Origin of the sequence: Nocardia jinanensis, assembly GCF_014645735.1 — a bacterium.
GTDB lineage: Bacteria > Actinomycetota > Actinomycetes > Mycobacteriales > Mycobacteriaceae > Nocardia > Nocardia jinanensis.
In genome coordinates this window covers 116542-141702 of sequence record NZ_BMMH01000013.1, presented here as the reverse complement: position 1 = coordinate 141702, position 25161 = coordinate 116542, and the positions used below count along the sequence as shown (strand labels likewise).

General features: G+C 68.5%; 32 protein-coding genes. 13 read left to right on the top strand and 19 right to left on the bottom strand.

Going from position 1 to position 25161, the window contains the following annotated elements:
- Window positions 1-11 precede the first annotated feature (11 nt).
- Genes IEY68_RS26180 through IEY68_RS26170 form a run of 3 tightly spaced genes read left to right on the top strand, consistent with a single transcriptional unit; the run spans window position 12 to window position 2003 of the window.
- Complete coding sequence (locus IEY68_RS26180; RefSeq protein ID WP_058856354.1) at window positions 12-1361, top strand: LLM class flavin-dependent oxidoreductase; 1350 nt, start codon at window positions 12-14, stop codon at window positions 1359-1361.
- Complete coding sequence (locus IEY68_RS26175) at window positions 1358-1828, top strand: OsmC family protein (RefSeq protein ID WP_063916409.1); 471 nt, start codon at window positions 1358-1360, stop codon at window positions 1826-1828. The genes IEY68_RS26180 and IEY68_RS26175 overlap by 4 nt, the downstream gene beginning before the upstream one ends.
- Window positions 1818-2003: a hypothetical protein gene (locus tag IEY68_RS26170; protein WP_156426345.1), complete on the top strand. Its 186-nt coding sequence runs from the start codon at window positions 1818-1820 to the stop codon at window positions 2001-2003. Before IEY68_RS26175 ends, IEY68_RS26170 begins: the two co-directional genes overlap by 11 nt.
- Window positions 2004-2138: 135 nt before the next feature.
- Here IEY68_RS26170 and IEY68_RS26165 read toward each other — a convergent pair whose 3' ends face one another.
- Window positions 2139-2960, bottom strand: coding sequence for a SigB/SigF/SigG family RNA polymerase sigma factor (locus IEY68_RS26165; RefSeq protein WP_058856355.1), 822 nt, complete (start codon window positions 2958-2960; stop codon window positions 2139-2141).
- Window positions 2961-3391: 431 nt separating this feature from the next.
- Between IEY68_RS26165 and IEY68_RS36445 the strand changes: the two genes are divergently transcribed.
- The 4 genes from IEY68_RS36445 to IEY68_RS26150 all read left to right on the top strand — a co-directional run bounded on the left by IEY68_RS36445 (window position 3392) and on the right by IEY68_RS26150 (window position 5553).
- The gene (locus IEY68_RS36445; protein WP_229719000.1) at window positions 3392-3616 is read left to right on the top strand and encodes a hypothetical protein; all 225 of its coding nucleotides are present in this window, start codon (window positions 3392-3394) and stop codon (window positions 3614-3616) included.
- 20 nt (window positions 3617-3636) lie between these two features.
- Window positions 3637-4368, top strand: coding sequence for a helix-turn-helix transcriptional regulator (locus IEY68_RS26160; RefSeq protein WP_229718999.1), 732 nt, complete (start codon window positions 3637-3639; stop codon window positions 4366-4368).
- A 119-nt stretch (window positions 4369-4487) separates the two neighbouring features.
- A complete protein-coding gene (locus tag IEY68_RS26155) occupies window positions 4488-4895 on the top strand; it encodes a four-helix bundle copper-binding protein (protein WP_058856356.1) in 408 nt (135 codons plus the stop codon).
- A gap of 304 nt (window positions 4896-5199) precedes the next feature.
- The gene (locus IEY68_RS26150) at window positions 5200-5553 is read left to right on the top strand and encodes a UBP-type zinc finger domain-containing protein (RefSeq protein WP_058856464.1); all 354 of its coding nucleotides are present in this window, start codon (window positions 5200-5202) and stop codon (window positions 5551-5553) included.
- Between the two features lie 89 nt (window positions 5554-5642).
- On the opposite strand, the gene IEY68_RS26145 is transcribed toward IEY68_RS26150, so the two are convergent.
- Window positions 5643-6611: an ADP-ribosylglycohydrolase family protein gene (locus tag IEY68_RS26145; RefSeq protein WP_229718998.1), complete on the bottom strand. Its 969-nt coding sequence runs from the start codon at window positions 6609-6611 to the stop codon at window positions 5643-5645.
- A gap of 63 nt (window positions 6612-6674) precedes the next feature.
- On the opposite strand from IEY68_RS26145, the gene IEY68_RS26140 reads away from it, so the two are divergent.
- Window positions 6675-7049, top strand: a complete 375-nt coding sequence (locus IEY68_RS26140; RefSeq protein ID WP_058856357.1) for a WDGH domain-containing protein — start codon at window positions 6675-6677, stop codon at window positions 7047-7049.
- 44 nt (window positions 7050-7093) lie between these two features.
- Here the strand turns inward: IEY68_RS26140 and IEY68_RS26135 are convergent, their stop codons facing one another.
- Window positions 7094-7402, bottom strand: a complete 309-nt coding sequence (locus IEY68_RS26135) for a DUF3237 family protein (RefSeq protein ID WP_058856358.1) — start codon at window positions 7400-7402, stop codon at window positions 7094-7096.
- 307 nt (window positions 7403-7709) lie between these two features.
- On the opposite strand from IEY68_RS26135, the gene IEY68_RS26130 reads away from it, so the two are divergent.
- Window positions 7710-8036 carry a histone-like nucleoid-structuring protein Lsr2 gene (locus IEY68_RS26130; RefSeq protein WP_058856465.1) on the top strand — a complete coding sequence of 109 codons (327 nt, stop codon included), beginning with the start codon at window positions 7710-7712 and terminating at the stop codon, window positions 8034-8036.
- A 43-nt stretch (window positions 8037-8079) separates the two neighbouring features.
- On the opposite strand, the gene IEY68_RS26125 is transcribed toward IEY68_RS26130, so the two are convergent.
- Complete coding sequence (locus tag IEY68_RS26125) at window positions 8080-8736, bottom strand: hypothetical protein (protein ID WP_058856359.1); 657 nt, start codon at window positions 8734-8736, stop codon at window positions 8080-8082.
- 18 nt (window positions 8737-8754) lie between these two features.
- Here IEY68_RS26125 and IEY68_RS26120 point away from each other — a divergent pair, with 18 nt between their 5' ends.
- Window positions 8755-8997: a hypothetical protein gene (locus IEY68_RS26120; RefSeq protein ID WP_058856360.1), complete on the top strand. Its 243-nt coding sequence runs from the start codon at window positions 8755-8757 to the stop codon at window positions 8995-8997.
- 84 nt (window positions 8998-9081) lie between these two features.
- Here the strand turns inward: IEY68_RS26120 and IEY68_RS26115 are convergent, their stop codons facing one another.
- From IEY68_RS26115 to IEY68_RS26100, 4 genes are all read right to left on the bottom strand, one after another.
- The gene (locus IEY68_RS26115; RefSeq protein WP_058856361.1) at window positions 9082-9753 is read right to left on the bottom strand and encodes a hypothetical protein; all 672 of its coding nucleotides are present in this window, start codon (window positions 9751-9753) and stop codon (window positions 9082-9084) included.
- Between the two features lie 113 nt (window positions 9754-9866).
- Window positions 9867-10637, bottom strand: coding sequence for a VOC family protein (locus IEY68_RS26110; RefSeq protein ID WP_189094504.1), 771 nt, complete (start codon window positions 10635-10637; stop codon window positions 9867-9869).
- Window positions 10638-10883: 246 nt separating this feature from the next.
- Window positions 10884-11735 carry a mycofactocin-coupled SDR family oxidoreductase gene (locus tag IEY68_RS26105; protein WP_058856363.1) on the bottom strand — a complete coding sequence of 284 codons (852 nt, stop codon included), beginning with the start codon at window positions 11733-11735 and terminating at the stop codon, window positions 10884-10886.
- Window positions 11728-12483 carry a class I adenylate-forming enzyme family protein gene (locus IEY68_RS26100; protein WP_229718997.1) on the bottom strand — a complete coding sequence of 252 codons (756 nt, stop codon included), beginning with the start codon at window positions 12481-12483 and terminating at the stop codon, window positions 11728-11730. Before IEY68_RS26100 ends, IEY68_RS26105 begins: the two co-directional genes overlap by 8 nt.
- 7 nt (window positions 12484-12490) lie before the next feature.
- Between IEY68_RS26100 and IEY68_RS36440 the strand changes: the two genes are divergently transcribed.
- A complete protein-coding gene (locus IEY68_RS36440; RefSeq protein ID WP_082681576.1) occupies window positions 12491-12739 on the top strand; it encodes a cytochrome P450 family protein in 249 nt (82 codons plus the stop codon).
- Window positions 12740-12915: 176 nt separating this feature from the next.
- Here IEY68_RS36440 and IEY68_RS26095 read toward each other — a convergent pair whose 3' ends face one another.
- The 4 genes from IEY68_RS26095 to mbp1 all read right to left on the bottom strand — a co-directional run bounded on the left by IEY68_RS26095 (window position 12916) and on the right by mbp1 (window position 16102).
- Complete coding sequence (locus IEY68_RS26095; RefSeq protein WP_058856366.1) at window positions 12916-13278, bottom strand: cupin domain-containing protein; 363 nt, start codon at window positions 13276-13278, stop codon at window positions 12916-12918.
- Between the two features lie 406 nt (window positions 13279-13684).
- Window positions 13685-14833: a phage tail tip lysozyme gene (locus IEY68_RS26090; protein ID WP_058856367.1), complete on the bottom strand. Its 1149-nt coding sequence runs from the start codon at window positions 14831-14833 to the stop codon at window positions 13685-13687.
- 150 nt (window positions 14834-14983) lie between these two features.
- On the bottom strand, window positions 14984-15676 hold the full coding sequence (locus IEY68_RS26085; RefSeq protein ID WP_058856368.1) for a PhzF family phenazine biosynthesis protein: 693 nt from the start codon (window positions 15674-15676) through the stop codon (window positions 14984-14986).
- 183 nt (window positions 15677-15859) lie between these two features.
- A complete protein-coding gene (gene mbp1, locus IEY68_RS26080; protein WP_058856369.1) occupies window positions 15860-16102 on the bottom strand; it encodes a microaggregate-binding protein 1 in 243 nt (80 codons plus the stop codon).
- 172 nt (window positions 16103-16274) lie between these two features.
- Here mbp1 and IEY68_RS26075 point away from each other — a divergent pair, with 172 nt between their 5' ends.
- Window positions 16275-16970, top strand: a complete 696-nt coding sequence (locus IEY68_RS26075) for a DUF3159 domain-containing protein (protein WP_199804987.1) — start codon at window positions 16275-16277, stop codon at window positions 16968-16970.
- A gap of 205 nt (window positions 16971-17175) precedes the next feature.
- Here IEY68_RS26075 and IEY68_RS26070 read toward each other — a convergent pair whose 3' ends face one another.
- The 3 genes from IEY68_RS26070 to IEY68_RS26060 form a co-directional block, all read right to left on the bottom strand.
- On the bottom strand, window positions 17176-17478 hold the full coding sequence (locus IEY68_RS26070; RefSeq protein ID WP_058856370.1) for a hypothetical protein: 303 nt from the start codon (window positions 17476-17478) through the stop codon (window positions 17176-17178).
- Window positions 17479-17716: 238 nt separating this feature from the next.
- Entirely contained in the window at window positions 17717-18730 is a 1014-nt protein-coding gene (locus tag IEY68_RS26065) for a HEAT repeat domain-containing protein (RefSeq protein WP_058856371.1), read from the bottom strand.
- Window positions 18724-19407, bottom strand: a complete 684-nt coding sequence (locus tag IEY68_RS26060; protein WP_373293017.1) for a HEAT repeat domain-containing protein — start codon at window positions 19405-19407, stop codon at window positions 18724-18726. Before IEY68_RS26060 ends, IEY68_RS26065 begins: the two co-directional genes overlap by 7 nt.
- Before the next feature lie 319 nt (window positions 19408-19726).
- Between IEY68_RS26060 and IEY68_RS26055 the strand changes: the two genes are divergently transcribed.
- On the top strand, window positions 19727-20542 hold the full coding sequence (locus tag IEY68_RS26055; RefSeq protein WP_229718996.1) for an SAM-dependent methyltransferase: 816 nt from the start codon (window positions 19727-19729) through the stop codon (window positions 20540-20542).
- Between the two features lie 30 nt (window positions 20543-20572).
- Here IEY68_RS26055 and IEY68_RS26050 read toward each other — a convergent pair whose 3' ends face one another.
- The 4 genes from IEY68_RS26050 to IEY68_RS26035 form a co-directional block, all read right to left on the bottom strand.
- A complete protein-coding gene (locus tag IEY68_RS26050) occupies window positions 20573-22042 on the bottom strand; it encodes a DUF4153 domain-containing protein (protein ID WP_229718995.1) in 1470 nt (489 codons plus the stop codon).
- Window positions 22043-22270: 228 nt separating this feature from the next.
- Window positions 22271-23371, bottom strand: a complete 1101-nt coding sequence (locus tag IEY68_RS26045) for a HAMP domain-containing sensor histidine kinase (RefSeq protein WP_082681577.1) — start codon at window positions 23369-23371, stop codon at window positions 22271-22273.
- Window positions 23368-24069, bottom strand: coding sequence for a response regulator (locus tag IEY68_RS26040; RefSeq protein ID WP_058856373.1), 702 nt, complete (start codon window positions 24067-24069; stop codon window positions 23368-23370). The genes IEY68_RS26045 and IEY68_RS26040 overlap by 4 nt, the downstream gene beginning before the upstream one ends.
- Window positions 24070-24142: 73 nt before the next feature.
- Window positions 24143-25063: a YihY/virulence factor BrkB family protein gene (locus tag IEY68_RS26035; protein WP_063916410.1), complete on the bottom strand. Its 921-nt coding sequence runs from the start codon at window positions 25061-25063 to the stop codon at window positions 24143-24145.
- Window positions 25064-25161: the final 98 nt, after the last annotated feature.

Genomic DNA, 25161 nt, shown 5'->3' with positions numbered 1-25161 from the left:
GAGACCATTCGATGAGCAAGAAAATGCGCCTCGCCGCATTCGTCACCGCGGGGCCGGGCCGGCCGGGCGGCTGGCGTTATCCGGGATCGGTCCCCGGCTGGCTGGACGCGTCCTACTATCACAACATCGCGCGGACCCTGGAGGACGGCCGGTTCGACCTGGCGTTCTTCCCCGATATCCTCTCGGTGCCGGACCGTTTCGGCGACAGCACCGATTCACAGCTGCGCTACGGCGCGCTGGGCTCGCTGCGGGTGGACCCGCTGCCGGTGATGGCATCGATGGCCGCGGTGACGCGCCATCTCGGTATCGCGGCGACAGTTTCGACCAGCTACGCCCAGCCGTTCAGTGTCGCGCGAACTTTCGCCAGCCTCGATCACCTCACCGCGGGCCGCTCCGCCTGGAATATCGTGACCTCGTTCCAGGAATCCGAAGCCCGCAACTTCAATCTCGACGCGCAGTTCGACCGCTCGACCCGATACGAGCGTGCCGACGAATTCCTCCAGGTGGCAGCGAAACTCTGGGACAGCTGGGAAGACGACGCGCTGGTCCTGGACGAGCAGGCGCCGCTGTTCGCCGACCCGGACCGAGTGCACCGTATCGATCACCAGGGGCAGTACTTCGCCGTACAGGGCCCGCTGAACGTGCCGCGTCCGCCGCAGGGCTATCCCGTGTTCATCCAAGCGGGTGCCTCCTCCAAGGGCAAGGATTTCGCCGCGCACTGGTCCGATGTGATCTTCTGCAGCCACGCCTCCAAAGAGTCCGCGCAGTCCTTCTACACCGAGATCAAGGAGCGGGCGGCGACTTTCGGGCGCGACCCCGACAGCATCAAGATCCTGCCGTCCATCACGCCGATCGTCGGGCCGACCTCCGCACGGGCCGAGGAGCTGGCCGAGGAGATCTTCGAACTGGTTCCGCCGCTGGGCGGTCTGTCGACCCTCGCCTACCACCTCGATATCGACCTCTCCACCTTCCCACTGGACGAACGTCTGCCCGAGGTGGAGGTTCCGGGCGTGGAAGGCCACTACCACGAGGTGCGGGAGATCACCGAACGCGATGGTCTGACATTGCGCCAGCTGGGTAAGCAGTACGGCGGCCGGACCGAAGGGAATTTCATCGGCACCGCCGCCGACGTCGCCGACGGGCTACAGGATTGGTTCGAGGACGGCGCCGCCGACGGTTTCACCCTGCAGGTGCCGTATCAGCCCGGCGGGTTCGAGACCTTCACCCGGCAGGTCGTGCCGGAGTTGCAGAAGCGCGGACTCTTCCGGACCGAGTACGAGGGTGCGACGCTGCGCGAGAACCTCGGGCTCGACCGGCCGGCTCGCGGTGAATGGGTCGCTCGTGCGGGTGGTGCGGAGTGACAGACGCGGTACGCGGTGAGGTGGTGGTGGCGGCCGAGATCGCCGCGCCGGGCCGGTTCATCGTCTCGGCGCGGGCGAATCACCTGGTCAGCGATTCCCGGCCGGCCGAGGGCGAAGCGATCCACGCCGGCGAACTATTGCTCGCCGCATTGGCCTCGTGTGCTCTCGCCAATATCGAGAACCGCGCCGCCGAAACAGGATTCGCCGGTGTACGGGTGACCGCCACGGCATCGCACACCCGGCACGAGGACGACCCGACCTACTACCGCCGCACGCTGCTGGAGATCGGTATCGAAGGGGCCGGCGATCCGGACGGGTGGGCGCTGGTGGACAACTTCGTGGCCACCTGCCCCATCTACAACACGGTCCGTCGCGGTAGCGGGATCGAGGTTGTTCTCAATGGCGGCACCCGTCCGGTGGCCGCCGGGCCGGCGAGTGGGGGAGGACATGGCGACCATGAGCAGTAGTGCGGACCGGTACGCGGAACCGGCGGACGACAGCTATTGCCGGGGCACGGTGCTACGGCGGCGCCGCTATGCGCAGGGGTCGGCCGTTACCCGTCGGGTGGACCCGGTCCACTCCGCTCCGGGGCTGTACCGGCCCTGGCTGGTTCCGGGCATGATCGACCCACCCGACAGCTGACCGGAGTGTTGCCCGTGGTGACCGCCTGGCCGGTGATCGATCCTCGCGCGTCAGGCGAGTGCGCTCTGTACCTCGCCCGATCGCCGATCGACTCACGTGTCCCGCGCTCGGATGGGCATCAGTCACCGCGCATGGTCAATCGCGCAGGGCGCGTTCGCGCAGAGTCGCCAGCGTACGGGTCAGGATGCGGGAGATCTGCATCTGCGACACATTCAGTTCGGTGGCGATCTGGGCCTGCGTGCGGTTCTCGAAGAACCGCATGTGCAGCACCCGCTGGTCCCGCGCGGGCAACTCCTGCAGCAGGGGCGCGATGGTGAGTGCGTTCTCGGTGACTTCGTAGGAGGGATCGTCGTCGCCGAGGGTATCGGTGCTCTTCGCCGAGATCCCGCTGCTGTCGTTCTGCTCGGCCGAGGCGTCCAGCGAATCGGTGCGGTAGGCATTCCCGGCCAGCAACGCCTGGGTGACCTCGTTCAGATCGAGGTTCATCTCCACGGCGATATCGAGCGCGGTCGGTGTGCGGCCGAGTTGCTGGCCGAGGCGTTCGATGGTGGGGCCGAGGGCGAGCTGGGTTTCCTTGATCCGCCGTGGGACGCGGACCGCCCAGGTGTGATCGCGGAAATGGCGGCGGACCTCACCCATGATCGTGGGGACGGCGTAGGCCACGAAGCTGGATCCCCGGGTGGCGTCGTAGCGGTCGACGGCCAGTACGAGCCCGAGGGAGGCGATTTGATGCAGGTCTTCGTAGTTCTCGCCGCGGCCGGTGAACCGGCGGGCGATGTGATCGGCCAGCGGCAGGCATCGGCGCATGACCTCCTCCCGCAACGCCGGGCGCCCGGGGTTGTCGGCGTCCATCGTCGCGAGCTGCTCCAACAGCGGTTCGATCCCGTCGTAGCTGTCGGTACCGCGGCTGGCGCGGCGTGCTGTGGTGGGGGAGTCGTATGCGGCCACAGTCGTCATCGAGAACCTCGCTTTCCGTCGCCCCCCGCCTGGACGGCGCCGTGGGAGGGTGACAGACCCGGGCTACCGCGTTCGGGTGGGCGCAACCACGGATGGCGCGGCCTCTTCGCTTTGTGTACGCGTTCTGGGGTTGAAGCTTCGTTTTCAGGACTGTGACCGGTTCGGTATGGGCACGGCGGGCCCGGAACACCCCGGTCACGGATAATCGAGGAGCCCGGGCACCCGCCCGGGACGATGCGCGCTCGAGGGGCGTGGCCGGACTGGCCCGGCTCGACGTCGTGCGCACTGTGACGCCGCTTCTCCCGGGAGCCGCCGCGCAGCGGCTCCGCGGGGTCGTGCGGACCACACCGTTCGCGTCCGGTTGCTCCGGGTGAGCACCCATGGTGTCGTAGAGCGAACGACTTCCTTTCCACATATCCGACAGTGTGGTGGTGGGTTGGATCCGACTGGAGAGGCTGATCATGCAGAGTCTGGCATTCGACAGCGAGGACCTGGGGGCGACCGAGGAATTCCTCAACGATGCCTATACCCATATGCAGATCAGCAACGACAGCCCACAGGGGGTGCGTACCCGTATCCGCCGCGACGTTTTCGGCCCGGTGAGTCTGGACCGGCTCTACCTGGGGTTCGATATGGCCTACGACGCCGACCCCTGAACAAGGTCTGCCTGGTCACCGTGCACTCCGGGACGGTCGAGGAGAACTACCGCGATACGGGCCGAGATACCTTCGTGCCCGGTGATTCGGGTCTGCTCACCCCGCACGACCTGCCGTATTCCGGGGTGGTCCGTTCCGCTCGCTACGACATCACGATGTTCGAACCGGAGCTGCTGGACCGTCTCGCGGCCACCGACGGCCCGGCTGGGCCGGTCCGGCTCAGCGGGCACCGGCCGGTGAGCCTCTCGGCGAACCGCCAGCTCAGCGCGGTGATCACCCATCTGCAACGGGTGGCCGCCGACCCCGCCACCGCGGAGAGTCCACTGCTGGCGGCGACCGGCGCCGATTATCTGGCCGCGACCGTCCTCGCGACCATGCCCAACACAGCGGTGACCGAACCCGCCGCCGCCGACCGCCGCGACGCGCACCCGGAGACGGTGCGCCGTGCCGTGGCCTACCTGGAATCCCACCTGCACGAGGATGTGACGATCGCCGGGGTCGCGGCGGCGGCCTTCGTGACACCGCGGGCATTGCAGCTGGCCTTCCGGCGCCACCTCGACACCACACCACTGCGGTATCTGCGAAGGTTGCGTCTGGCCGGCGCCCACGACGATCTGCGTGCGGCGGTGCCCGGGGACGGGCAGACCGTCGCCACCATCGCTTACCGGTGGGGGTTCACCCATCCGGGTCGTTTCGCCGCCGCCTACCGCCGCCACTACGGACGCCCACCATCGGAGGCCCTGCACGCTTGACCGCGCGGTCCGGAACGCCGATCCCGGACAACCATGGCCGGTCTGTGCGCGCGCGTATATCGCCCTCGGCTCTGGGTAGGACGCCGATGACCTTTCGTCGACCGAGCGAGGAGCCGACCATGACACACGCGGCCGAGATGCTGGACCTCTACCCGCGCGATCTGGACGGGTTGGACCGCACCGCCCTGATCCGATGTATCGAGGAATGTCATTCGTGCGCGCAGGTCTGCACCGCGTGCGCGGATTCCTGCCTGAGCGAATCTTCGGTCGCCGATCTGGTGACCTGCATCCGCACCAATCTCGACTGCGCCGAGATCTGCGAGACCACCGGGCGCGTTCTCACCCGGCACACGGGCGGGCGCACCGAGCCGACCCGACCGCTGCTCGAGGCCTGCGCTGCCGCGTGCCGGGCGTGCCGGGCACAGTGTCTCCGGCACGCCGGCTCCCACGAGCACTGTGAGGTGTGCGCCGAAGCGTGCCGCCGCTGCGAGCAGGCCTGCAAGGACCTGGTCGCGACTCTCGGCTGACAGGCCCGCCATATGCTCTCCTTCCTCCGCCGGTGCCGGCGCTCGCCGGGCGCGTACCCGGCCGTGCTCCGGCGAAACGGAACACGGCCGCGCCGGTGCCGTAGCCGTGCGAATCGCCCACCCGGGTCCCGCCGGTGTCACGACCTCGCATAATTAGCCGGCGTGGGTTCGAGTGGCCGGGCGGACGCGGTAGGGTCCGCATCGTGGCCGGTACGGCTCGAAAACCTCGCTGCCGGCCCGCGCTCCCCGCCTCATGGCGGGTTCGGCGCTGTCACCGGTCAGTCCCGAGCTGCGGAGGTAGATGATGTCTCAGGCCATCGAAGGGGTCGACCCGGCCGTGCCGCCCAGCGGCCCGGGGTGTGTCGAGTGCGAACAGGCGCAGGGCTGGTGGGTACATCTGCGGCGCTGTGCCCAGTGCGGCCATATCGGGTGCTGCGATTCGTCGCCCGCCCAGCACGCCACCGCGCATTTCACCGCGACCGGGCATCCGTTCGTGCAGAGTTTCGAGCCGGGGGAGGACTGGTTCTGGGATTACCGGACCGATGAGATGTTCGGTGCGGGGCCGGAACTCGCACCGCCCCGGGAACATCCGCGCGCTCAGTCCACGCCGGGGCCGCGCGAGCGGGTTCCGGCGGATTGGCAGGACCACATCCACTGAGTTCGTCGATGCGCGGTCGCGAACGGTCCGGTGCGCCGGTCGGGCGGCATATCGGCGGCCGCCGGTGCGCGGGAGCGATCGCCGTTCCTTCAGGAGACGCCGGACCACCAGCGGCGCACGTGGCCGAAAGCCGAACTGCGGGGCCGGGGCGGCCGGCGGTCCGGGTCGAACCAGCCGGGTAACGGCTCCCGCGCGGTGAGCCACCACTGCGGCACACCGGTTCCGGGGCGGCTACCGGTGTGGGCGGCGACGATCCCGCCGACTATGGCTCCGGTGGTATCGATATCCCCGTCCGCTTCGATACAGGTGGCGACGGCGGCCGGATAGTCGCCGAGATGTGTTGCCGCGACCCATATCGTGAACGGCACTGTGTCCTCTGCGGTGACCCGGGAGCCGTTGCCGAGTTCGCCGGCGGCTTCCTGTGTGGCGGCACCGAGCAGGGCGCGGGCACGACGGATCGACCGGCTCGTCTCACTGTCACTCAGGTGATGGAGGACCGAGTCGATGAATTCCGTTGGCGAAGGCCGGGTTCCGCTCAGCCGGGCGTGGGCGGCCCGAGCGGCGGCGAGCGCGACGGCGACCGCACCGGCGATCCCTTCGGGATGCATATGCGTGACCTCCGCCGACCGGATCGCTTCGGCCACGGCCCGTTCCGGGTCGCCGGCGTAGCAGGCGCCCAGCGGGGCGACCCGCATGGCCGCACCGTTGCCGCGGGAGCCCTGGTTCTCGAACAGGGCCCCGGCCACGTCCCGCCAGCGCGCACCGTCACCGATCCGGCGCAGCACCCCGACCGTGTTGAATCCGTAGTCACGGTGCGGCTGGAACCGGCGCGCGAAAGCGGCGGCGAGCCGATCCTGGTCGATCGCGCCGTTGCGCAGGAGTTCGGCGACCACGCTGCACGCCATTTCGGTGTCGTCGGTCCACGCCCACAGCCGCTCGGTAGGAAGGTCACCTGCCCGGAGATCCGCGACGGACCGGCGCATGACGGGAAACTGCTGCCCCAGCGCGTCCCCCACCGAAAGCCCGTCCAGCGAATCGAGCATCGAGTCGATATGCATCGCGTCGAATGGTAGCCGGACCGGGTATTCGTCCGGTTACCAGAGTGAGCATCGGGAGGCGGCGTGTACGGCGAGACCGACGAGAACACCAGCGACGGCATCCATACATTCGCCGAGCTGTACCACTACCGGATGCTGTACAACGCACTCGTGTTCAACGAATGGGCACGTGGCGGGCGGTACGACGTCCACAAGAGTATTCGGCACAGCGACGGCGAACTCTGTCTCGGCGGCGGTTGGTTCGTCGTGTACGCGACGCTGCCGACCGGGCAGATAGCCAACCACTACCGGATGCGGCACTGGGGTCTGTTCCGGATTCCCGAACGGCGGGTGCCCGTGGCATGGGACGGGCACACCGCGGACGAAGCCGCCGATCGCATGCTCCGATTCCTGACAGCGCAGGCGCGTCCGGACACCGACAGCAGGCCCGCGACCTGATCGGCGGCGCCTGCCGGCGGATGCCGACAGGCAGGCGTGCCCTGTCAGGTGACGCGGTAGGCGGTGTAGCGGACCCGATCCGCCTGCCGGATCGCGGAAGCCACGAACAGGGAGCGCTCCAGCAGCTCCGCGAGGTCGGCCCGGGAGGTCTCCAGTTGTACGACGAGACGGAAGTAGTAGTCCGACGGGTCGACCGCGCGATTCCAGTCGGCCTCCCCGCTGTGGAAACCACCGGTGCGTCGTTCGGCGATGAAATTGATCGCATCGCCGATCGGATACGCGACGAACTTCTGTTCGGCATCCCCGGCCATGATCATCGTGCGGCCGTCGAGAAACCCCGGAACTGCGGGCACGGCGCGGGAACGCGCGCTGCGCGCGGCGTTCGAAGCGCTCGGGGGCTGGAGTGACCGATATATTCCGAGGTGGCGGCCACCGCGGCCGGAGCTGGGAACGCTGCCGGTTACGACGGCGTCGACGTCTTCCCGGCCAGGTCGGCCGCCCGCGCCGGGGTGTGGTTGTCTGTATCCGTTGTCGGACGAGAGTCCAAGTGCCTCTTTCTCATTGGTTTCTCAGCGTTTCTGAGGCGGTATTACGGGGTGGGGCCAGTACGGTGTCGCGTGCCGGGTCGGCCGGTGGTGTAGTGAGTGAAGGGATGTGTGTGTGGCGCGCAGGGTAGTAGTCACGATGGTCGATGATCTGGACGGCGAATCCGCCGCAGCGGAGACGCTGTCGTTCGGGGTCGACGGACTCCTGTACGAGATCGACCTTTCCGAGGTGAACGCGCGGGAGTTCCGCGCGGCTCTGGACAAATGGATTCCGTTCGCGCGGAGAGTCGGCAGGCCGCGCCGGGCGAAGGGGCTGACGCCGGACCGGCCGCAATCGGCGAAGACGGTGCGGGAGTGGGCCCGGCGCAACGGGCACGAGATACCCGACCGCGGTCGCATTCCCGGGGTGGTGCTGGACGCCTATCAGCGCGCCGCCGGCTAGCGCCCGGAAACCACCGCGTGCGGCCGGCCGTTCCCGGCGGCGATCAGTTCGCCGGGTCGGGCGGTGCGTGGACGGCGATCTCACCGCTGAGTGTATGACCGCCGTTGAGCTGCAAACGATCTCCGCTCCAGAAACGGCCGGGATCGTACCAGTCGGGGCTGCGGGTATCCGGTAGCAGCCCCATCGCCTGGTACGTCGTTGCCACGATCTCCGCGCAGTAGGCGTTCTCCACCTCGCGCGCGGCCGGTGGGCGGGAGCGCCGGCGAGGTAGGCGGACACGGCCGCGGAACCAGCGCCCGGCCAGGGCCGCTGTCGACGGGAAGGGTGTGCCGTCGAGGCGCGCGACGGTGCGCAGCATGCCGTCCTCCATCTCCCGGCTGGCGGGCGGTTCCAGCTGGCGCAGCCATGCCTGCTGACCGTAGCGGTTGGCCCAGACCATCACCGCGTCGCGCAGATTGTGCAGCTGGGCGCCGCGGTGTGCGGTGCCCGACCACATATCCGGTAGCGACCGTCCGAGTTCCGCGTGCCAGATCAGCGCCGGGAGATCGTCGATCACCACCGACATTCCCACGTGGTTGACCGGACTGTTGGTCGTCATCCGGATCATCCGGTCGGCCGTGGAATGCCCACGGAACAACCAGATATCCCCGGTCCTGGTGATCTCGACAGCCCGGTCGAGATCGAGATCCGCACCTGCCATGGAAGTAGCCTATGCGCTATGAGGTCTATGAGGTGGTGGAAGGTATTGGGTTTGGCGGGAGCGGCCGGTGTGGTCGCGACCGGTGTGGTGGTGGTGCGCGCCGAACGCCGCCGCCGCGCCTACACTCCGGACGAGGTCCGCGAACAGTTGCATGCCCGGTTCGCCCAGGCGGTGGCCGCCGAGGCGGCCGTCGAACTCCCGGAACGGGAATCGCTTCGGGCCCGGCTGCGCGGCCGGACGCGGCGATGGTTCCGCCGCTGACCGGCCTTGCCACGGGTGGAGATCCCGAGTGCGCGGTCGCGTGGGCAGCCCGGCCCCTGGGCGGATTATCCGGTGCGGTACTTGTCAGACGACGGCGGCGGCGGACCGGATCCGCGCGAACTCGATGACGTCCTCCGTGAAGGGTGAGGACGCTCGTTGCGCGACACAATCCCGGAGCCGGTGGATCGCCTCGTCGAGACGGGCCCCGGGCCCGCGATCGGCGAGCAGGACGACGACCGCCTCCCGGGTACCGATCCGCGCCCCCGGTTGCGCCAGGAGTTCGTCGAGGTAGCGGTCGGGGTCGGCCAGCGCGATCGCCCGGCGCGCGTAGGCGTGTACGCGCCGGGGGAGTTCCGCGCGGATGGTGTCGATATCGGACTGCAGGGCGTGCCCGCCCGGCTGGTCCGGATCGACTCGCAGGGACCACGGCCGGATGAGCTCCTCGGGCAGCCTGTGGTCGTCGATCAGTGCGGGGCCGCTCGCCTTCTCCAGCGGTATGGGCGGCATACCGTGTTGTTCGTTGCGCCAGTTGCCGAATTCCCACCACGTCCTCGGGGTGGCATCGAGATGCAGGCCGAATTTCAGGACCTGCTGACCATCGGCCCAGGTGCGGGACACCCTGGTGCGGCCGACGGACGCGACGCCGTCCGGTTCGATCCGCACCCAAGGGGCTTCGGTGCCGTCGAAGCCGTACGGTTGTAGCAACTTTCCGGTGTCGCGCAGCAGCCGCCGCAGTGCCGGATCCGTTCTGACCATTCCGGCAGACTATCGATGCCGCCCGACAACCCGTGGTCCGCGGTTTACCCGTGGGTCGTCGGTGGCACGCGGACGCGGCGGGCAGGCGGTGTGCCCGGGCCGGTTGCGGCCGGTCAGTCGTAGCTGTACTGGCCCAGACCGAGCAGGTTGCCCTCGCTGTCCCGGAACCAGGTGGCGCGTTCACCGGACGCACCGGTCGACGGGTAGTTGCCGGGCACCTCGATGATCTCGCCCTCGAATTCCACACCGCGTTCCCGCAGTTGCGTGACGGCCAGATCGAGATCGGGCACTGTGAAACCCATCTGGGTGTGGTCGCCCGAGGCCCGTCCGGTCGAGGCGAAGACGACGAATTCGGTACCGCCGCACCGGTAGCGCAGCCCGCCCTCGCGTTCCTCGACCGGTTCCAGTCCGAGCCGCTGCGCGTACCAGCGGCGGGCCCGGTCGAGATCTCGGGCCGGCAGCCGAACCGCCGCCCGGGCGTGATCCAGCGGGCCGGCGGCAAGGCCGGCGCGTTTCCGCTTCTCGGTCCAGTAGGTGGGTGTGGTCTGGATCAGCTGGACATAGTTTCCGTCAGGGTCCTCGACCGTGGCGAACCAGAGTCCGGCATCGCGGTATTCCACACCGGACACCCAGGGCACTTCGAATGCCTCGAGCCGCCGCGCGGCGGCGTGGATATCCGGGACGTGATAGTTGATGATCACCCGCCCCGGTTCGGCGGTGCGCGGGGCGATATCGTCACGGGCATCGGCCAGGACGCTCACACAGCCGAAGTCGAGAAATCCGTCGATATCGATGGAGACACCCAGGACCTGGGCGTACCACGCGCGTAGCCGGTCGGGGGCGGAGCTGCCGATCAGAATGCTCTCGATACTCGTCGCGCTCATACAGACCTCCGGTTCAGGGGTTTCCGGTCCGGGACGTCGGTCGCGAATTCGTGCGCGGTCCCGTGATCCGAGTCTGCGCGACGGCCACCGAGCCGGCGACAACCGGGTCGGCGGCGGCCTGCCCGCGGGCTCGGATGACCGCTCCGGCCGGTGGCTCCGACTCGCGGCACGGCTGCTCGGGCGCCGGTCCCAGGGGTGGGCGGCGGTGGCGAGGGCCGGACTACGAACCCACGCCCGGGTTCGGTCTCACGGCATGCGGGCGGTCGCCCCGAGCCCGATATCGAGAACCGATCCGGTGATATAGCGCCCGGATTCACCGACGAGATGATCGACCGCGTCGGCGATCGCCTCGGGTGGGCACCACGGGATTCGCATAGGGCTCATCCGCGCGTAGCGGTCCTCGACGTCTTCTCGGGCGGGATTCTCGAGATCGGGGGCGAACAACGAATACAGAGCCGGGTTGTGCAGCATCGGTGTGTCCACATTGGTAGGGCACACGATATTCGCTGTCACACCGCTTTCCGCGTATTCGAGGGCGACGGACTTGACGAGGCCGATCACACCCCATTTCGACGCGGAGTAATGGGCGAGGTTCGGGGTCCCCTGGCGGCCGCTCATCGACGAGATGGCCACGATCCTGCCCGAACCGGCGGCGCGCATATGGGGCAGTACCGCCCGGATGCAGTGGAAGGTCCCGGTCAGGTTCGTCGCGAGCATATCGGCCCACATGGTGTCGGTGAGTTCGGTGACCGGCGCGAATCCGACGATACCGGCGCAGGTGACGAGTATGTCGATACCGCCCGACTGCGCGGCGACGGCGTCGGCGAAGGACGATACAGCGGTGGATTCCCGGACGTCGAGTACCGACGGGTGGCAGTGCCCGCCGTCGTTCTCGATCAGGTGGGCCGTCTCGGCGAGATCGTCACTTGTCGCCAGCGGATAGGGGGCGGTATCGCTGGGCGCGCACAGATCGGCGAGCCAGACGGTAGCGCCGCGCCGGGCGAGCGCCCGCGCGACGGCGCGCCCCTGGCCCCGCGCGGCGCCCGTGACGATCGCGGTACGGCCGCCGAGGTCACTTCCGGTCCTACGATCAGCCATCGTTATCTCCTGTGCTGAGCGCGATCAGTTCCTTGACCTGAGCTTTCGCGATCTTCCCGCCCGGTGCCAGGGGCATCTGCCCGAATATTCGTAGTCGTTCCGGTAGGTATTCCCGGGTGATCCCCTGCGCGCGCAACCAGGTGTTCAGTTCCGTGAGTGTCAGGTGATCGGTCTCCCGGGCCAGTGTGACCGCCACACACAGTCGTTCGCCGAAGATAGGATCCGGCACCCCGACAGCCGCGACCATCTCCACCGACGGATGCTCGCGGACGAAATCCTCCACTTCGAGTGCGGAGATGTTCTTTCCGCCGCGGATGATCAGGTCCGCCAGGCGGCCCACCACACGCAGCCGGTCGGCCGTGTCGACTTCCACGATATCGCCCAGCAGTATCCAGCCGTCGTCGGTGAACAGTTCGGCATTCGCGGTGTCGTCGTTCCAGTAACCGGGGGACATGAGCGGTCCCCGCACCGCGGGTTGCCCGCGCCGGACACCCGGGCCACCGGCGCCCGTACCGTCGTCGAGGATTCGCACATTCATCTCCCCGATCAGATGCCCACCGGTACCCAGCCGGGTCGCTCTGTCGTCGGTGACCGTGGTGGCGCTCGCCGCTCCGGTTTCGTTGGAGCCGTAGAACTGCAGGACCAGTGCCCCTGTGGCCGCTTCGAAACGTTCGGCCTCGGCGTAGGGCACAGCCTCGCCGCCGGTGAACATGACTCTGCGGCACCGAGTGATCGGTGGCAGTATCATCTCCGGGATGCTCGGTTTCCCGGATTCCGACCGCGAGATGTTCCTGCGCTGGGGCGACGACATCAGTCCGCTGCTGGACCTCGGGATCTCCTGGCGGACGCACCAGCGGGCGATGGAATCCTCCGAGCGGGTGCACCGGTATCTCGCCGAGCACATCGAACGTCTGCGCGCCGAACCGGAACTCTGGCCCAATGCGGTGGAGGAGATCCTGCGGATCGATCCGCCGGTACAGTCCACCGCCCGGATCTGCGGTTGACCGATCCGCCGGTCCGGCGGCCGCTGTTCACCCTCCACGGCTACGAACACCTGCCGGCGCATACGGGTCCACGCGTTCGCAGCCACCAGCCCGCCGGCTGATCGATGCGGATGGCAGGTGCAGGTACTCCATCTCGCCGCACGGTTACCCGCGGTGGTGGCGGTCGGCCACCCGGCTCACCGTTGGGCGTAGTCCGCCGACCCCTGCCAGTCGATCATGACGCAGGGTTCGTCCCCGACCGTCCAGGCGTCGTGCCCGGGTGGCACGACCATGAAATCGCCGGGCCCGTATTCCTGTTTCTCGCCGTCGTCCATGGCCACCATCAGGTGGCCCGAAACGCAATATCCGGTATGTGCCGCCTGGCAGCTATCGGTTTGCGCGATCGGGCGGACATGCTCCGACCAGCGCCAGCCGGGTTCGAAAACCGCCCGGCCGACCGCGCCGGTGTCGAGGTTGACGATATCGAGTCTGCCGCTGTTCCCTTCGAACGGGCGAGTTTCCTCGGGTGAATCGAAATTCTTGCGTACCAAACCGGACATGATCGTTCTCCTGGGTACTGCTCTCCTGATGGATCGGTAGCCTGGCCGCCCGCGGCATCCGGAGCGATCCGGGATTGGCCGTCATTGCTCGTGCTCGTGGACGCGACGTATCCGAATTCGGGTCGACGGAGAGTTCGGCAGAACCGACCGTGCCCGGTCCTCACTGCGGCACTCATCCCATCCGGGCGCGCCAGCGGGGATCTGTGCCCGACGATCGTACGGTACTGTGTGGTGCAGATCACATTTTAGTGAGCAGGCATACCAGCGGCAAGATGACCGGCCGGGGTCGGAGATCTACTTGCTCGACGAGCCGGCTCGGGATGGTCCAGCAGTTCGTGCTCTTATCCGACGACAGTCGGCCCGGCCTCCGGTGCGCGTCACCTGGGGCGCGAGAAATGCGGTCGGCTCAGACGGCTGCAGTCTGCTGGGCCTTGTTCCATGTCTCGAGGGTGCTGACCGCGTATGCCTGACGGGCTGGGGTCGAGTGACCCGAGCTTATCTCGTAGTGGCGGTCGAAGGCCCACGCCACCTGGCTGGGGTCGTTCTTGTTCGCCTCGATGAGATTTTCAGCTTTTTGATAGGAGTTGTTGTTGCGTAATTCGTGAGCCATGTAGTCGAGATGGGTCTCCCACTTGTTGAGATCCTTGCCATTTTCGGACGCGTATCTCACGAGCCCCGCATATCGTCCGCCACGCCACTGGAATATGCCGTGAGCTGTGTCGGCCAGATTGAGGTCTCCTTCTGCCCCGACGTTGAAATTCGACTCGTGTTTCGCATTGCCGATGATTCCCGCGGCCTGTGCCGGCGTGAAGCCGAGCTTGTTGACGAGATGATCCATCATCTTCATCACCAGATCGCGCTCGGCTCCTGCGCTGAGTGGTGCGGAGTTCACCGAAATCGGGCTCGCGTTCGCGCTCCACGGGGTCCTCCCCGGAGTCGAACCGCTGTACGACGCCGGTTGCACACCGCCGTTGGTGCCACGCATGGGGCTGACGCTCGGGTCATCGCCGGTGATCGTGACCGCCGCTGCTGCCGCCTGGTCCGATACTCCGTTGACCTGTTCGAACGTCGTGTTCAGCGTATCCCAGACCTCGGTGAACACGCCGTCCACTATGTGTTGGGGCACACCGTGATGGACCTTGCCCTCGCTGTCGGTCCAGGTGTGGACCGACCAGGCGGCGTCGATCTTTTCGTTGAGATCTCCCACCGAAGCATCGATGACATCGTAGGCGTCCGTCACGACCTCGCCGATACCCGCGGTCTTCACGACGATGCCGTCGTCCTTGCCTTGGTAGGCCGATTTGACCTCGTCCACCTCGGTCTTGTGCTTGGTGTACTCGGTGATCATCGTCGACTGATCCTCGGGCTTGTCGATTCCCTGCTCGCGCAACAACTCGCGCAGGTCGGGTGCCTTGGACGGTTTACCGGACCCCAGCAACTCGACCTGCTCCTGGATAATCCCCTCGGCCAAGCCGACCAAAGCTCTCAAGCCCTCGGGCGCGCAGTCCGGAAGTTTGTGCAGATCGCCCAGCCGCTTGGTGCCGTCGGGGCTCATAAGCGCCTCGCTCTCACCCGGGCAGACAGTGTCGACACACGTCGATTATCGGATGTTCCCCGATGTGGGAACGCCTGCTGATCGTCCCCGGCGCGTGAAGAAGGAACCAAAAGGCGCGGTCTTGCGCGCTGAGACTGTCTTGCGGGTGGTTCAGAGCACGACGGGATGGTCGGGGGCCACCCGTCCGCCCAGCTGGATCCAGCCGCCGGGCTCGTGCCTTGTGAACAGTTGGGAGCCTCGGCCCTGGGTGATGTCCAGACTGCGTTCGAGGCGGGCGGTGAGGGCGATGGCGGCGGCACCGGTGGCCTCGTCCTCGGCGATGCCCATGGCGGGGGCGAACATGCGGGAACGTACCGCGCCGCGCGCGCGGTCGGTCCAGGCCCAGACATAGTGCTGGCCGCTGTCGAAGTCGGCGGGGTGCACGGTGCGCAGGAGTTCGAGGTCGTCGAATTCGTGGAAGGTGAAATCGGGCGCCCAATCCGCTCTGGCCCGCACCCAGGTGAGACCGTCGGCAGAGTCGACGGCCACCGGGCCGGCGGGTACCTCGAGGACTTCGACCGGAGTGCCCTGGTCGGCGAGCCACCAGGCCGCCCCGACAGTGGGATGACCGGCGAAGGGGAGTTCGACGGCCGGCGTGTAGATGCGCATCCGGGCGGTTTCGCGTTCCGGAGGCTCGACGACGACTGTCTCGCTGTAACCGAGCCGGGCGGCCAGCGCCTGGTGATCGACGCCCTCCACAGCACCGGCACGGGCGACACCGAGGGCATTGCCCCACTGCCCTGCGGCATCGGTGAAGACCCGGACCACCTCGACCTGAGTGCCGCCGCCCTCTTCAACGTTCACGGACTCGAGCCTACTGGGGTCCTCCTTCGCCGCGCGGGGGCCGCGCGCGGACCGCGGGCGCCGTATCGACGACAACGGCGGCCGCCCCGGCGGGTGGCCGGGACGGCCGCCGTCCTCCTCCTGTATTCCCCGCCCGCGCCGTAGCGTCGGGCGGCGCGGATGCTCGCTACGCGAAGGTCGGTGTTATCGCCCCTGGTGCGAGCGCTGCCGCTGCTCCTCCAGGTCGGCTTCGGAGCGCGCCTTCTCGGCTTCGGCTTCCTTCTGCGCGACCTCGCGCTGCGATTCGGCCTTGTCCTGCTGGGCGATACCTTCGTCCCGCAGGTCTTTGTTGCCGGCTACGGTGCCCGCGACTTCCTTGGCCTTGCCCTTCACGCCCTCGACGGCGCCTTCCAGCCCTTCCTTGGGGCCGGTACGATCTTCGGCCACGATAACTACCTCCGAATGTCGGTGTGTTCGGTGGACATGGGCCGCGTACCCCGCGATCGCGAGTTCAATCACGACTTTCCGCCTGGATCGCGACTTTCTGCGTGGGGTTGAGTGTGCCGTTACGGCATGGTCTTTCATGGTGAAGAGCTCGACAACCACATGGGAGGACGGGATGACCATGACGGAGCAGCGCTTCGACCGCACCGAGAGCGATGAGGTGGTATCGGCGCCCGAAGCGGCCTTCGGGCCGGCTGTCGAGACCGGCGCCGCCGAGCAGAAGCCGACCCTGCTCGATCAGATGGGCGGCCCGATGGGATTCGTGTATTCGACCCTGCCGGTCGTGGTATTCGTGGCGGCGAACGCGGTGCTGCCGCTGCCGATGACGATCTCGATCTCGATCGCGGTCGGGTTGGCGCTGACCGTGTTCCGGCTGGGGCGTGGTGAGCGTTTCGCTTCGGCGATCGGTGGTCTGGTGGGCATCGGGGTCGCGGTGGGTATCGTCGCGTGGACCGGGTCGGCGAAGGATTTCTTCGTGCTCGGGATCTGGATGGCGTTGGCGGGGTTCGTCGTCACATTCGCCTCGGTGCTGGTGCGGCGGCCTCTGACGGGCGTGGTCTGGAATCTGGTGCACGGCGGTGCGCGGGCCTGGCGTGACGACCCGGTGGCGCTGCGTGCGCACGATATCGCCACCCTCGCCGTAGCAGCGGTGTTCGGCGCCCGGTTCGTTGTCAAGGAATGGCTGTACCTCGCCGATTCGACGACCTGGCTGGCGGTCGCCAAGATCGTGATGGGGACGCCGTTGACGGTGCTGGCCGCGTTGGTGGTGCTCTGGGCGTTCCGGCGGACCACCAAGCATGTAGTGGCCTAGCGCCGGTTTCGCCCGGCGGTGCGGGCCCGGCTCGCGGGTTCCAGCGGTCCTCGCAACACCTACGACGTGTAGGAGTTGCGAGGACCGTGGCAATTTCGAGCATGCCCGCACCGCGCGGCTCCCGCGTCCCCGGCGCCTCGCGATCCCGCGCCGAGGCGATCGTGACCAGCTGCGCGGGCCGCCGGCAGGATCGGTGCCGGGCGGTTCAGGCGCCGAGCATCCGGATCTCGGTATTGAGCTCGGCTGCCTGCATGATGAGCGCCCGATCGTCGGGTTCCGCGCCCACCCGCTCGGCGAGCGCGGTCCTGGTGACGACGGGCAGAGCCTGTGCGGCGGCCTCGGAATCGGCTTCGACGCGGATCCGGCCCGCCGCCAGCACCAGCGTGGCCTGCGGGCTCTCCGTAGCGAGTAGCCGGCGTAGATCGGCCGGCGTGACCTGGGTGTGCGGTGGCACCGGTGCGCGCGCGTCGGCCGGTGAGTTTCCGGGTTTCCGGTGTTCGGCGTCCATGGCCCCCGGTTGCCCAGCCCGGCCGGAGGGAAACCTCCGCCGATTCCAGCAGGTCAGGGGCGGCGTCCTCGCGAGGATGCGGACTCCGGCGGGAAGTGGTGGTTCGATTCGCGCGAACCGGCGGGGAAGCCGGTCGTGGGCTCGGTCACGGCCGGTTCCGCGGTGGCCGGGCTCGTGGGCGCCGACCCGAACACTGAGCACGAACGGCTGCCAGGCGCCCGGTGGTCACCGGACCCGCTCAGTCGCTCGAGCGTTCTTCGAGCACGCCGGCGAGAGCGGACGCGACCAGGGCGACAGCCGGATCGGGGTCGTGAGCCAAGCGATGCAGAGCGTCCAGGGCGAGGGTCCCCGGCATCTCGGCGAACGCCTGGGCCAGACGTATCCGCACCGCGAAGTCGGCGGTCCGCGCGGTGAGTTCCGCGGCGAGCGCATTCATGACTCGGTCCGCGAGCACGGGATCCAGTGCCAGGTTTCCCAGTACCTCGGCTGCCTCTACGTCGTTCGTGCCCGCTACCACCATGCCGACGAGGATCGGGACGGCCGCGGGCTCGCCACGCCCGCCGACGGCGAGGGCGGCATGCCGTCGCACCGCCGGGTCGGGGTCCTCGAGAGCTTCCGCCAGTGCCGAACTCGCCGCGTCGCTGGATATCTCGGCGAGTGCCAGCACCGCACGGCGGCGGATATCGGCGTTCTCCGAAGACAAGCCGGCCGCCACCTTCGCGACTCCGTCACCGCCCGCTCGCGCGAGCGCCCAGCGCAGCGCACCGGCGACATTGGGATCGGGTTCGCGCAGTACCGCCGCGGCCAGTAATTCGGTGGCTACCGGCTGGTCATCGGCCGAGGACAGGATGGTTTGCTGCCGTTGCGCGGCATTCGGAGAGTTGAGCCCGTGCAGGAGTTCGACCATGCGCAGCACACCCTGCCAGCCGGCTGGAGCCGAGGCATCTACCGTCCGCAGCCGGTCGAGTAGCTCCTGCTCCTGCTGCAGGCGTTCCTCGGTCCGCCGGATGAGATCGCCGACCAGTGCCGACGGTGTGAAGGCCGGGTCCTGCAGTGCGCGTCCGACCTCCCGTAGCGACAGCCCCAGCGACCGCAGGCTCTCCACATGGAAGATTCGCCGGATATCCTCGGCGGCGTACTCGCGGTAGCCACCGACGGTGCGGCCGGTCGGCCGCACCAGCCCGAGGGAGTCGTAGTGCCGCAGCATCCGGGTACTCACACCCGAGCGGCGCGCGACCTCGCCGATCAGCACGCGGCCTCGCCGGCAGGTTCCGGACCGAGCGCGACGATCCGTTTCGCTTCGTCGACGGCCGGGTCGAACGCGGCGTCCGGGTCGTGCAGGAGCTGTCGGGTGGCCCGTGCGTGCGCGCGTACCGCCGGATCGGCGCCGGTCAGAGCGGTCCGCAGGGCCGGCTCGATCACTTCGCCGAGTGTGATCAGCGCCCGGCTGAGGCTCAGCCGCACCGTCCGGTCGCCGCGACCGAGCTGGGCGGCCAGTTCCGCGGCCAGCCCGGCTTCCATCCCGTCGGGGACGAGGATGACGGCGGCACGCCATGCGCTCCGCGCGACCTCGTCGTCGGGGTCGCGCAACAACGAACGTGTGATGGCCGGCCACACGGCCTTGTCGCCGATCTTGGACAGCGTGTGCAACGCTTGGCTCCGGGCCTGCGCCCCTTCGGACCGTAGTTCGGCGCGCAGTGCGGGCACCGTGATCTCCGTCGGGAGCCGGGTCAAGGCCCAGGTCAGCATATCGCGGACGAAGAAGTCCGGTTCGATAGCGCACCGCGCCACCAGCGCGGCGGCGAGGCCGGGGTCGGCGCCGGTGCCGGCGGCCAGGGCAGCCTGGAGCCGGATGGACGAGTTCGCGGCACCGAGTGCCTCGAGCAGGCGCGTGGCCGGTGAATCGGGTGACGAGTTGATGGGAACCACCTCCTGCACTCAGTGAAAACCTTGTCACAGTGTCAGGGTCAAGCGTGTGATCTCCGGTCGGCTGGCCCGGCGTCCCTGGGGGACGGCCGCCCGGTGCGTGCGGTGGGGGAGACGCTGTTCTCGCCGGCCGGTCTGTCGTACAGTGCGCCGGGTCGAGACGCGCGGGCGCTGAACGGAACTCGTCGGCGATCGGATCGAAGCGGCGGACGCGCTCGTCCATACCCGCACCGTATCGATCCGCCGGATCGTGTTGGGCGGCTTACCCGGATGCGGTATACCTGCGGGGGTACCGATCTCGACGTCACAAGGAGAATTCGCCGTGCCCGACGGCTCTATCGACCTTCGCACCGATGTGGCGCACCCGGCCCGCATGTACGACTACTTTCTCGGCGGCAAGGATTCCTACGATGCCGACCGGGCCGCTGCGGAGCAGGCGCTACAAGATTTTCCGGCGGTCCGGTTGACCGCTCGGACCAACCGTGAGTTCATGCGCCACGCGACTCGCTACCTCACCGAGCAGGGTATCCGCCAGTTCCTCGATATCGGCACGGGTATCCCGACCGAGCCCAACCTGCACCAGGTCGCCCAGGGTCTGGCGCCGGAATCGCGGGTCGTGTACATCGACAACGACCCCATTGTGCTCGCCCACGCGCGAGCACTGCTGGTGAGTTCGGATCTGGGCAGTACCGCCTACATCCAGGCCGATGCCGGGCAGCCCGAATCCATCCTCGCCGCGCCGGAACTGCTGGCGACGCTGGATCTGTCGCAGCCGGTCGCGGTATCGCTCATGGCTCTTCTGCATTTCGTGCCCGGCGACGTCTACGACATCGTGAACACCTTGATGGCGCCGCTGGCACCGGGGTCCTATCTGGCGATGTCGCATGTCACGACCGAGTTCGACGACGGCCCCGACGATCCCGAAGGAATGGCGCGGTTGTTGCAGGTCTATGTGGATCGCGGCATTCCGGTGCGACCGCGCACCCGCGCGGAGGTCGCGCGCTTCTTCGAACAGCTGGAACTGGTGGAGCCGGGTGTGGAGGTGATCCACCGGTGGCGTAATGCGGGTATCGAGCATCCCAAGAGCCACGACAAGAAGGTGTCGCTCTACGGTGCGGTGGGCCGGAAGGTCGGATAGCCTCCTCCGCCGGAACCCGGCCCGGCGCGGTCAGCGCGCCCGCGTACGGGCCAGGTTCCAGCTGTTCCAGGTGTCGTCGTCGAATCGGTATTCGAGCCGATGGCGCAGATCGATACGGACCGCCGCCGGAAGACGGTCGATCGCCGGGACGATATCGGCCGACAGGCCGGCGAGGTAATCGATGTCGATCTCCTCGCCGCGCTGCCAGCGGTCGATGTTCTCCCGGGCGACCAGGCCCTCGGGGTTCAGCGCGGACAGCGTCAGCAGTGCGGCCACGGCGGTTCCCGCGGTGGCCCGGGGCAGCCAGGCCGGTTCCAGGCGCAGCACGGCGACGATCACCAGGATGTACACGCCACCGAGCCAGAGTTCGCAGGTCCCGACCAGGAGACGGAGCACGGTGAATCCGTAGGCCTGTTGGTAGGTCCACATCCGACCGAGCGCGGAGGCGATCATTACCAGAGTGAGACCGCTGATCGTGCACAGCGACCCGCGCAACCACCGCCGGTCCGCTGCTGAATCCCGCGCGGCCCTGTGCAATACGGGCAGGATGACGGCGAGGGTGAGAACCGTCACCGCGGACAGTTGCCAGAATCCACTGCGCGCGTATTCGGCGTAGGTGAGGCCCGCGGTGCGCTGTACATAATCGTCGCCGCCGAACAGGGCCACCAGTTGCGCCGCGACGAACAGCGCGAATACCGCTGTCAGCGCACCGACCGGCAGACCCCACTCCGCGCGGACCAGCATCCGGTGCGGAATACGTTCCCGCCCACCGGCATCTGCCGCGGCCCCGGCGAGCAGGTACACCGCGCTCAGGCATCCGATGGCCGCGAGCAGGAACACGACGATCCAGCGCGCCAGGATGCCACCGTCCATCCGTGGCACCAGTGCTTCGACCAACGCGGCGAAAGTGGCGTCGGCACCGGCCAGCAGCGGTACGAACACCACCAGCAACCCCACCGTGACAGCGGCGGATACGCCGAGGCGCCGGTGCCGAGCCCCGGCACCGGTACGCAGGCTGCTCTGCGCCGTGTAAACCCAGGCGAGAGCACCGATCGAAGCCAGCGGGACGGCTGCCGCGTCGCGGAACAACCCCCGAGTGGATCGTCGGCCCACCACCGCCAGCGATCCGGCCACCGCCGCCGCGGCCACACAGAGGACGAACAACCATCCGGCGGCTCGGAAGGTGCCGACCGAGAGCAAGGCCAGTGCCGCGATCGCCCACCACAGGCGTTCCCGATCCCCTGGTTCGCCGGGTCCGTCCGACTCCCGAGATCGACCCGCCCGGCGGTGGACTCCGGTCACCGCGCCCGCCGCGACGGCTCCCGCTACGAGCCAACCGATTCCGGGCCGATCGATGGGTACGGTGGCGGCCGCGACCACCCCGGCGATTCCCACGGCGGGCAGTGCGCCCGCCGGGTAGACCACCCGCTGCCATCGCGGTGGCACAGCCGGTGCAGGCGCTTTCTCCTCCGCCCGCAGATCTGTGGACGGTGAGCTCACGGCTGTAGCCGAACCGCTCGGCGCCCCGGCTGTGATGTCCGGCGTATCAGCCGCTCGCGCGGTGTCCGTCGGTTCCACCGAATCGGCCGCACCAGCAGCCGATTCGGCCGGTGGTTTCCTTCTCGCGGTGCCGTCCGGAGTGGATCGTCTCGGCATGGTCGTCCTCCTGTGGGTGCGCGGGATCGCCCCCGGAGCCGATCGGCGAGCCGGGGTTCGGGAGAGAGGGGGTCAGTGGTTGCGGGACCCGGTGGCCGGCAGGATCACGCGGATCCGTGAGCCGGGGTCGATGACGGCGATACGACCGCGATGTAGGTCGATCACCCAGCGTGCGATGGCGAGCCCGAGCCCGGTGCCGCCGCCGTCGGTCCGGCCGCCGCGCGTGAAGCGGTCGAAAATGCGTTCTCGTTCCCCGCGCGGTACGCCGGGTCCGTCGTCGTCGACATCGAGGACGGCATCGCCGCCCACGGTGTGGGCGTGCAGGCGGACTTCGCCGCCGGCCGGTCCGTGCCGGGCGGCGTTGTCCAGCAGGTTCAGCAGAACCTGGTGCAGTCGGGCCCGGTCGGCGTACACGGTGGCGGTATCGGGGTCCACCGTGCTGCGGAAGTGGATACCGCGGCCCAGGCCCGCTGTCGTCACCTCGGCCTCGGCCACGACATCCGCGAAAAGTGCCGCGATACTCAGCTCTTCGCGTTCCAGGGGTACGGCGCCCGCCTCGATACTGGACAGATCGAGGAGTTCGGCGACGAGCCGGCCGAGCCGTTCGGTCTGGGCGAGAGCGGTTTCCAGTGTTCTCGGGTCGGGTTCGGATACCCCGTCCACCAGATTTTCCAGCACGGCGTGCAGCGCGGTGATCGGGGTGCGCAATTCGTGCGAGACGTTGGCGATCAGATCGCGGCGTTGCCGGTCCGCGGCGGCGAGGTCGGCCGCCATCCGGTTGAACGCCTCGGCGAGCTGTCCGACCTCGTCCCGGGACGAGGCGCGCACTCTGCTCGTGTAGTCGCCCCGCGCCATCCGCTGGGCCGCGGCGGTCATCTCACGCAGCGGCATGGTGATGCCGTGCGCCAGGAACTGGGAGGACACCAGCGCGATGACCATGGCGGCCAGCGTGGTCATCGGCGGCAGCCAGCCGATCCGCAGCCGGAACCAGCCGAAGGCGAGCCCGCCCGCGAAGGTCATGAGGACGGCCAGCTTCAGTTTGACGGAACGGATCCGGTCCAGTGGCCGCGGCAGGACCGCCGCCAGCCGATCCGATACCCGCCGCACGCTGTGCACGGCTCCGGGCCCGTCGCGCCGATCGGGGCCGGTGCGTGCGTCGATATGCTCGCTCATCGCGTCTCCAGGGCATAACCCACACCGTGGACGGTCCGGATCAGGTCGGCGCCGAGTTTCCGGCGCAGCGCCTTGATATGGCTGTCGACCGCCCGGGTACCCGCGGCGTCGGCCCAGTCCCACACCTCCTCGAGCAGGCGCTCGCGGGCGAGGACCGCGCGGGGGCGCCGGGCCAGCCGCGAGAGCAGATCGAACTCCAGCGGCGTGAGCTGGGCCTCGACCCCGCCACGCCAGACCCGCCGCTGGTCGGCGTCGATGCGCAGATCGCCGACCACGGTGACGGTGCCGTTGCGCCCGGCGGCGCGTTCGACCCGGCGCAGCAGGGCGTGCACGCGTGCGGTGAGGACCCGCAGCGAGAACGGTTTGGTCAGGTAGTCGTCGGCGCCGACGCCGAGTCCGACGAGCTGATCGGTTTCGTCCGTCCGCGCAGTGAGCATCAGTACAGGTACCGGACGTTCGGCCTGGATACGCCGGCACACCTCCAGCCCGTCGTAGCCGGGCAACATCACATCGAGGACCACGAGATCGGGCTCGAACGTGCTCGCCGCCGTCACCGCCGTGGGCCCGTCGTGCGCCGTAGCGACCGTGAACCCTTCGGCGCGCAGCCGTGCGGCAACAGATTCGGCAATGGTGGGTTCGTCGTCCACGACCAGGATCCGCCGCGCCGTCGCTCCCCCTGCCGGTGCGTTCTGTTCCATGCTCGGGGAGCCTAGCCATCGCGTGTGGAGAGAACTGGCGCCGGTTGTGGAGATTTCGTGTGCACGCTGCCGGTCACCCTGGGACGGCATCTTCCTCCGCTGTCGTGGTCTGCTGCTCCGGCGCGGGCGGTGCGGGCCGGCGCGACCGCTGGGCATCGACAACCGCCCCCAGCAGGACCGCGAAATTGGTGACCCACAACCAGATGAGGAACAGGACCGCCGCGGCCAGCGACCCGTAGACCTTGTTGATCGAGTCGAAATGCGAGGCGTAGAACGACAAGCCGGCCGAACCGGTGAGCCATACGGCGACCGCCATCGCGCTGCCCGCCGACGGCCACCGGAACGGTTGCCCGGGCACATTCGGCGCGACCCAGTAGAGCAGCGAGAGTGCGAAGCTCACCCCGAGAGCGAGCACGAGCCATTGGAGGATCATCCAGGCGCCGTGGACGTACGGCAGGCTCGCGACCAGACCACCGAATCGCCCGGCCATACCGTTGGTCACCACGAAGCCGAGTCCGGTGATTACCAGCATCAGGATCAGCACGACGCTGAACGACAACTGCAGAAGTACAGTTCTCACCCAGGACCTGCTCTCCACGACCCCGTACAGAGCGTTGGCGGCCCGGATGAACGCGCCGATATAGCCCGACGCCGTCCACAAGCCCGATACCAGCCCCGCGATCGCGATCGGTGCCGACCAGGCCCGGACCTGCTGCAGGTGGCGCACCGAATCGGCGAGCAGGGTGCCGCTGCCCTCCGGGCCCAGATGCCCCGCCGCGCCCGCCAGCGCACCGGTCGGCTCCGGACCGGCCAGGCCGAGTACCGCAACGGTGAGCAGCAGGGCGGGGAACAGTGACAGCATGCTGTAGTAGGTCAGGGCGGCGGCCCAGTCGGACAGTTGGTCCGACCATGCCGCCCGCAGCGTCCGGACTGCGACCCGGGCTTCGGCGCGTCGCAGCACTCGTGCGCTCAACCTGCGAAAACGCCGTTTCACCCCGGCATCACCTCCGGTTCTGTCATCTACCCGCGCGGCGCGCGGCGCAAACGCGACCCTCGTGCCTGGGACCGACACGGAACATCCGCGACTACGGT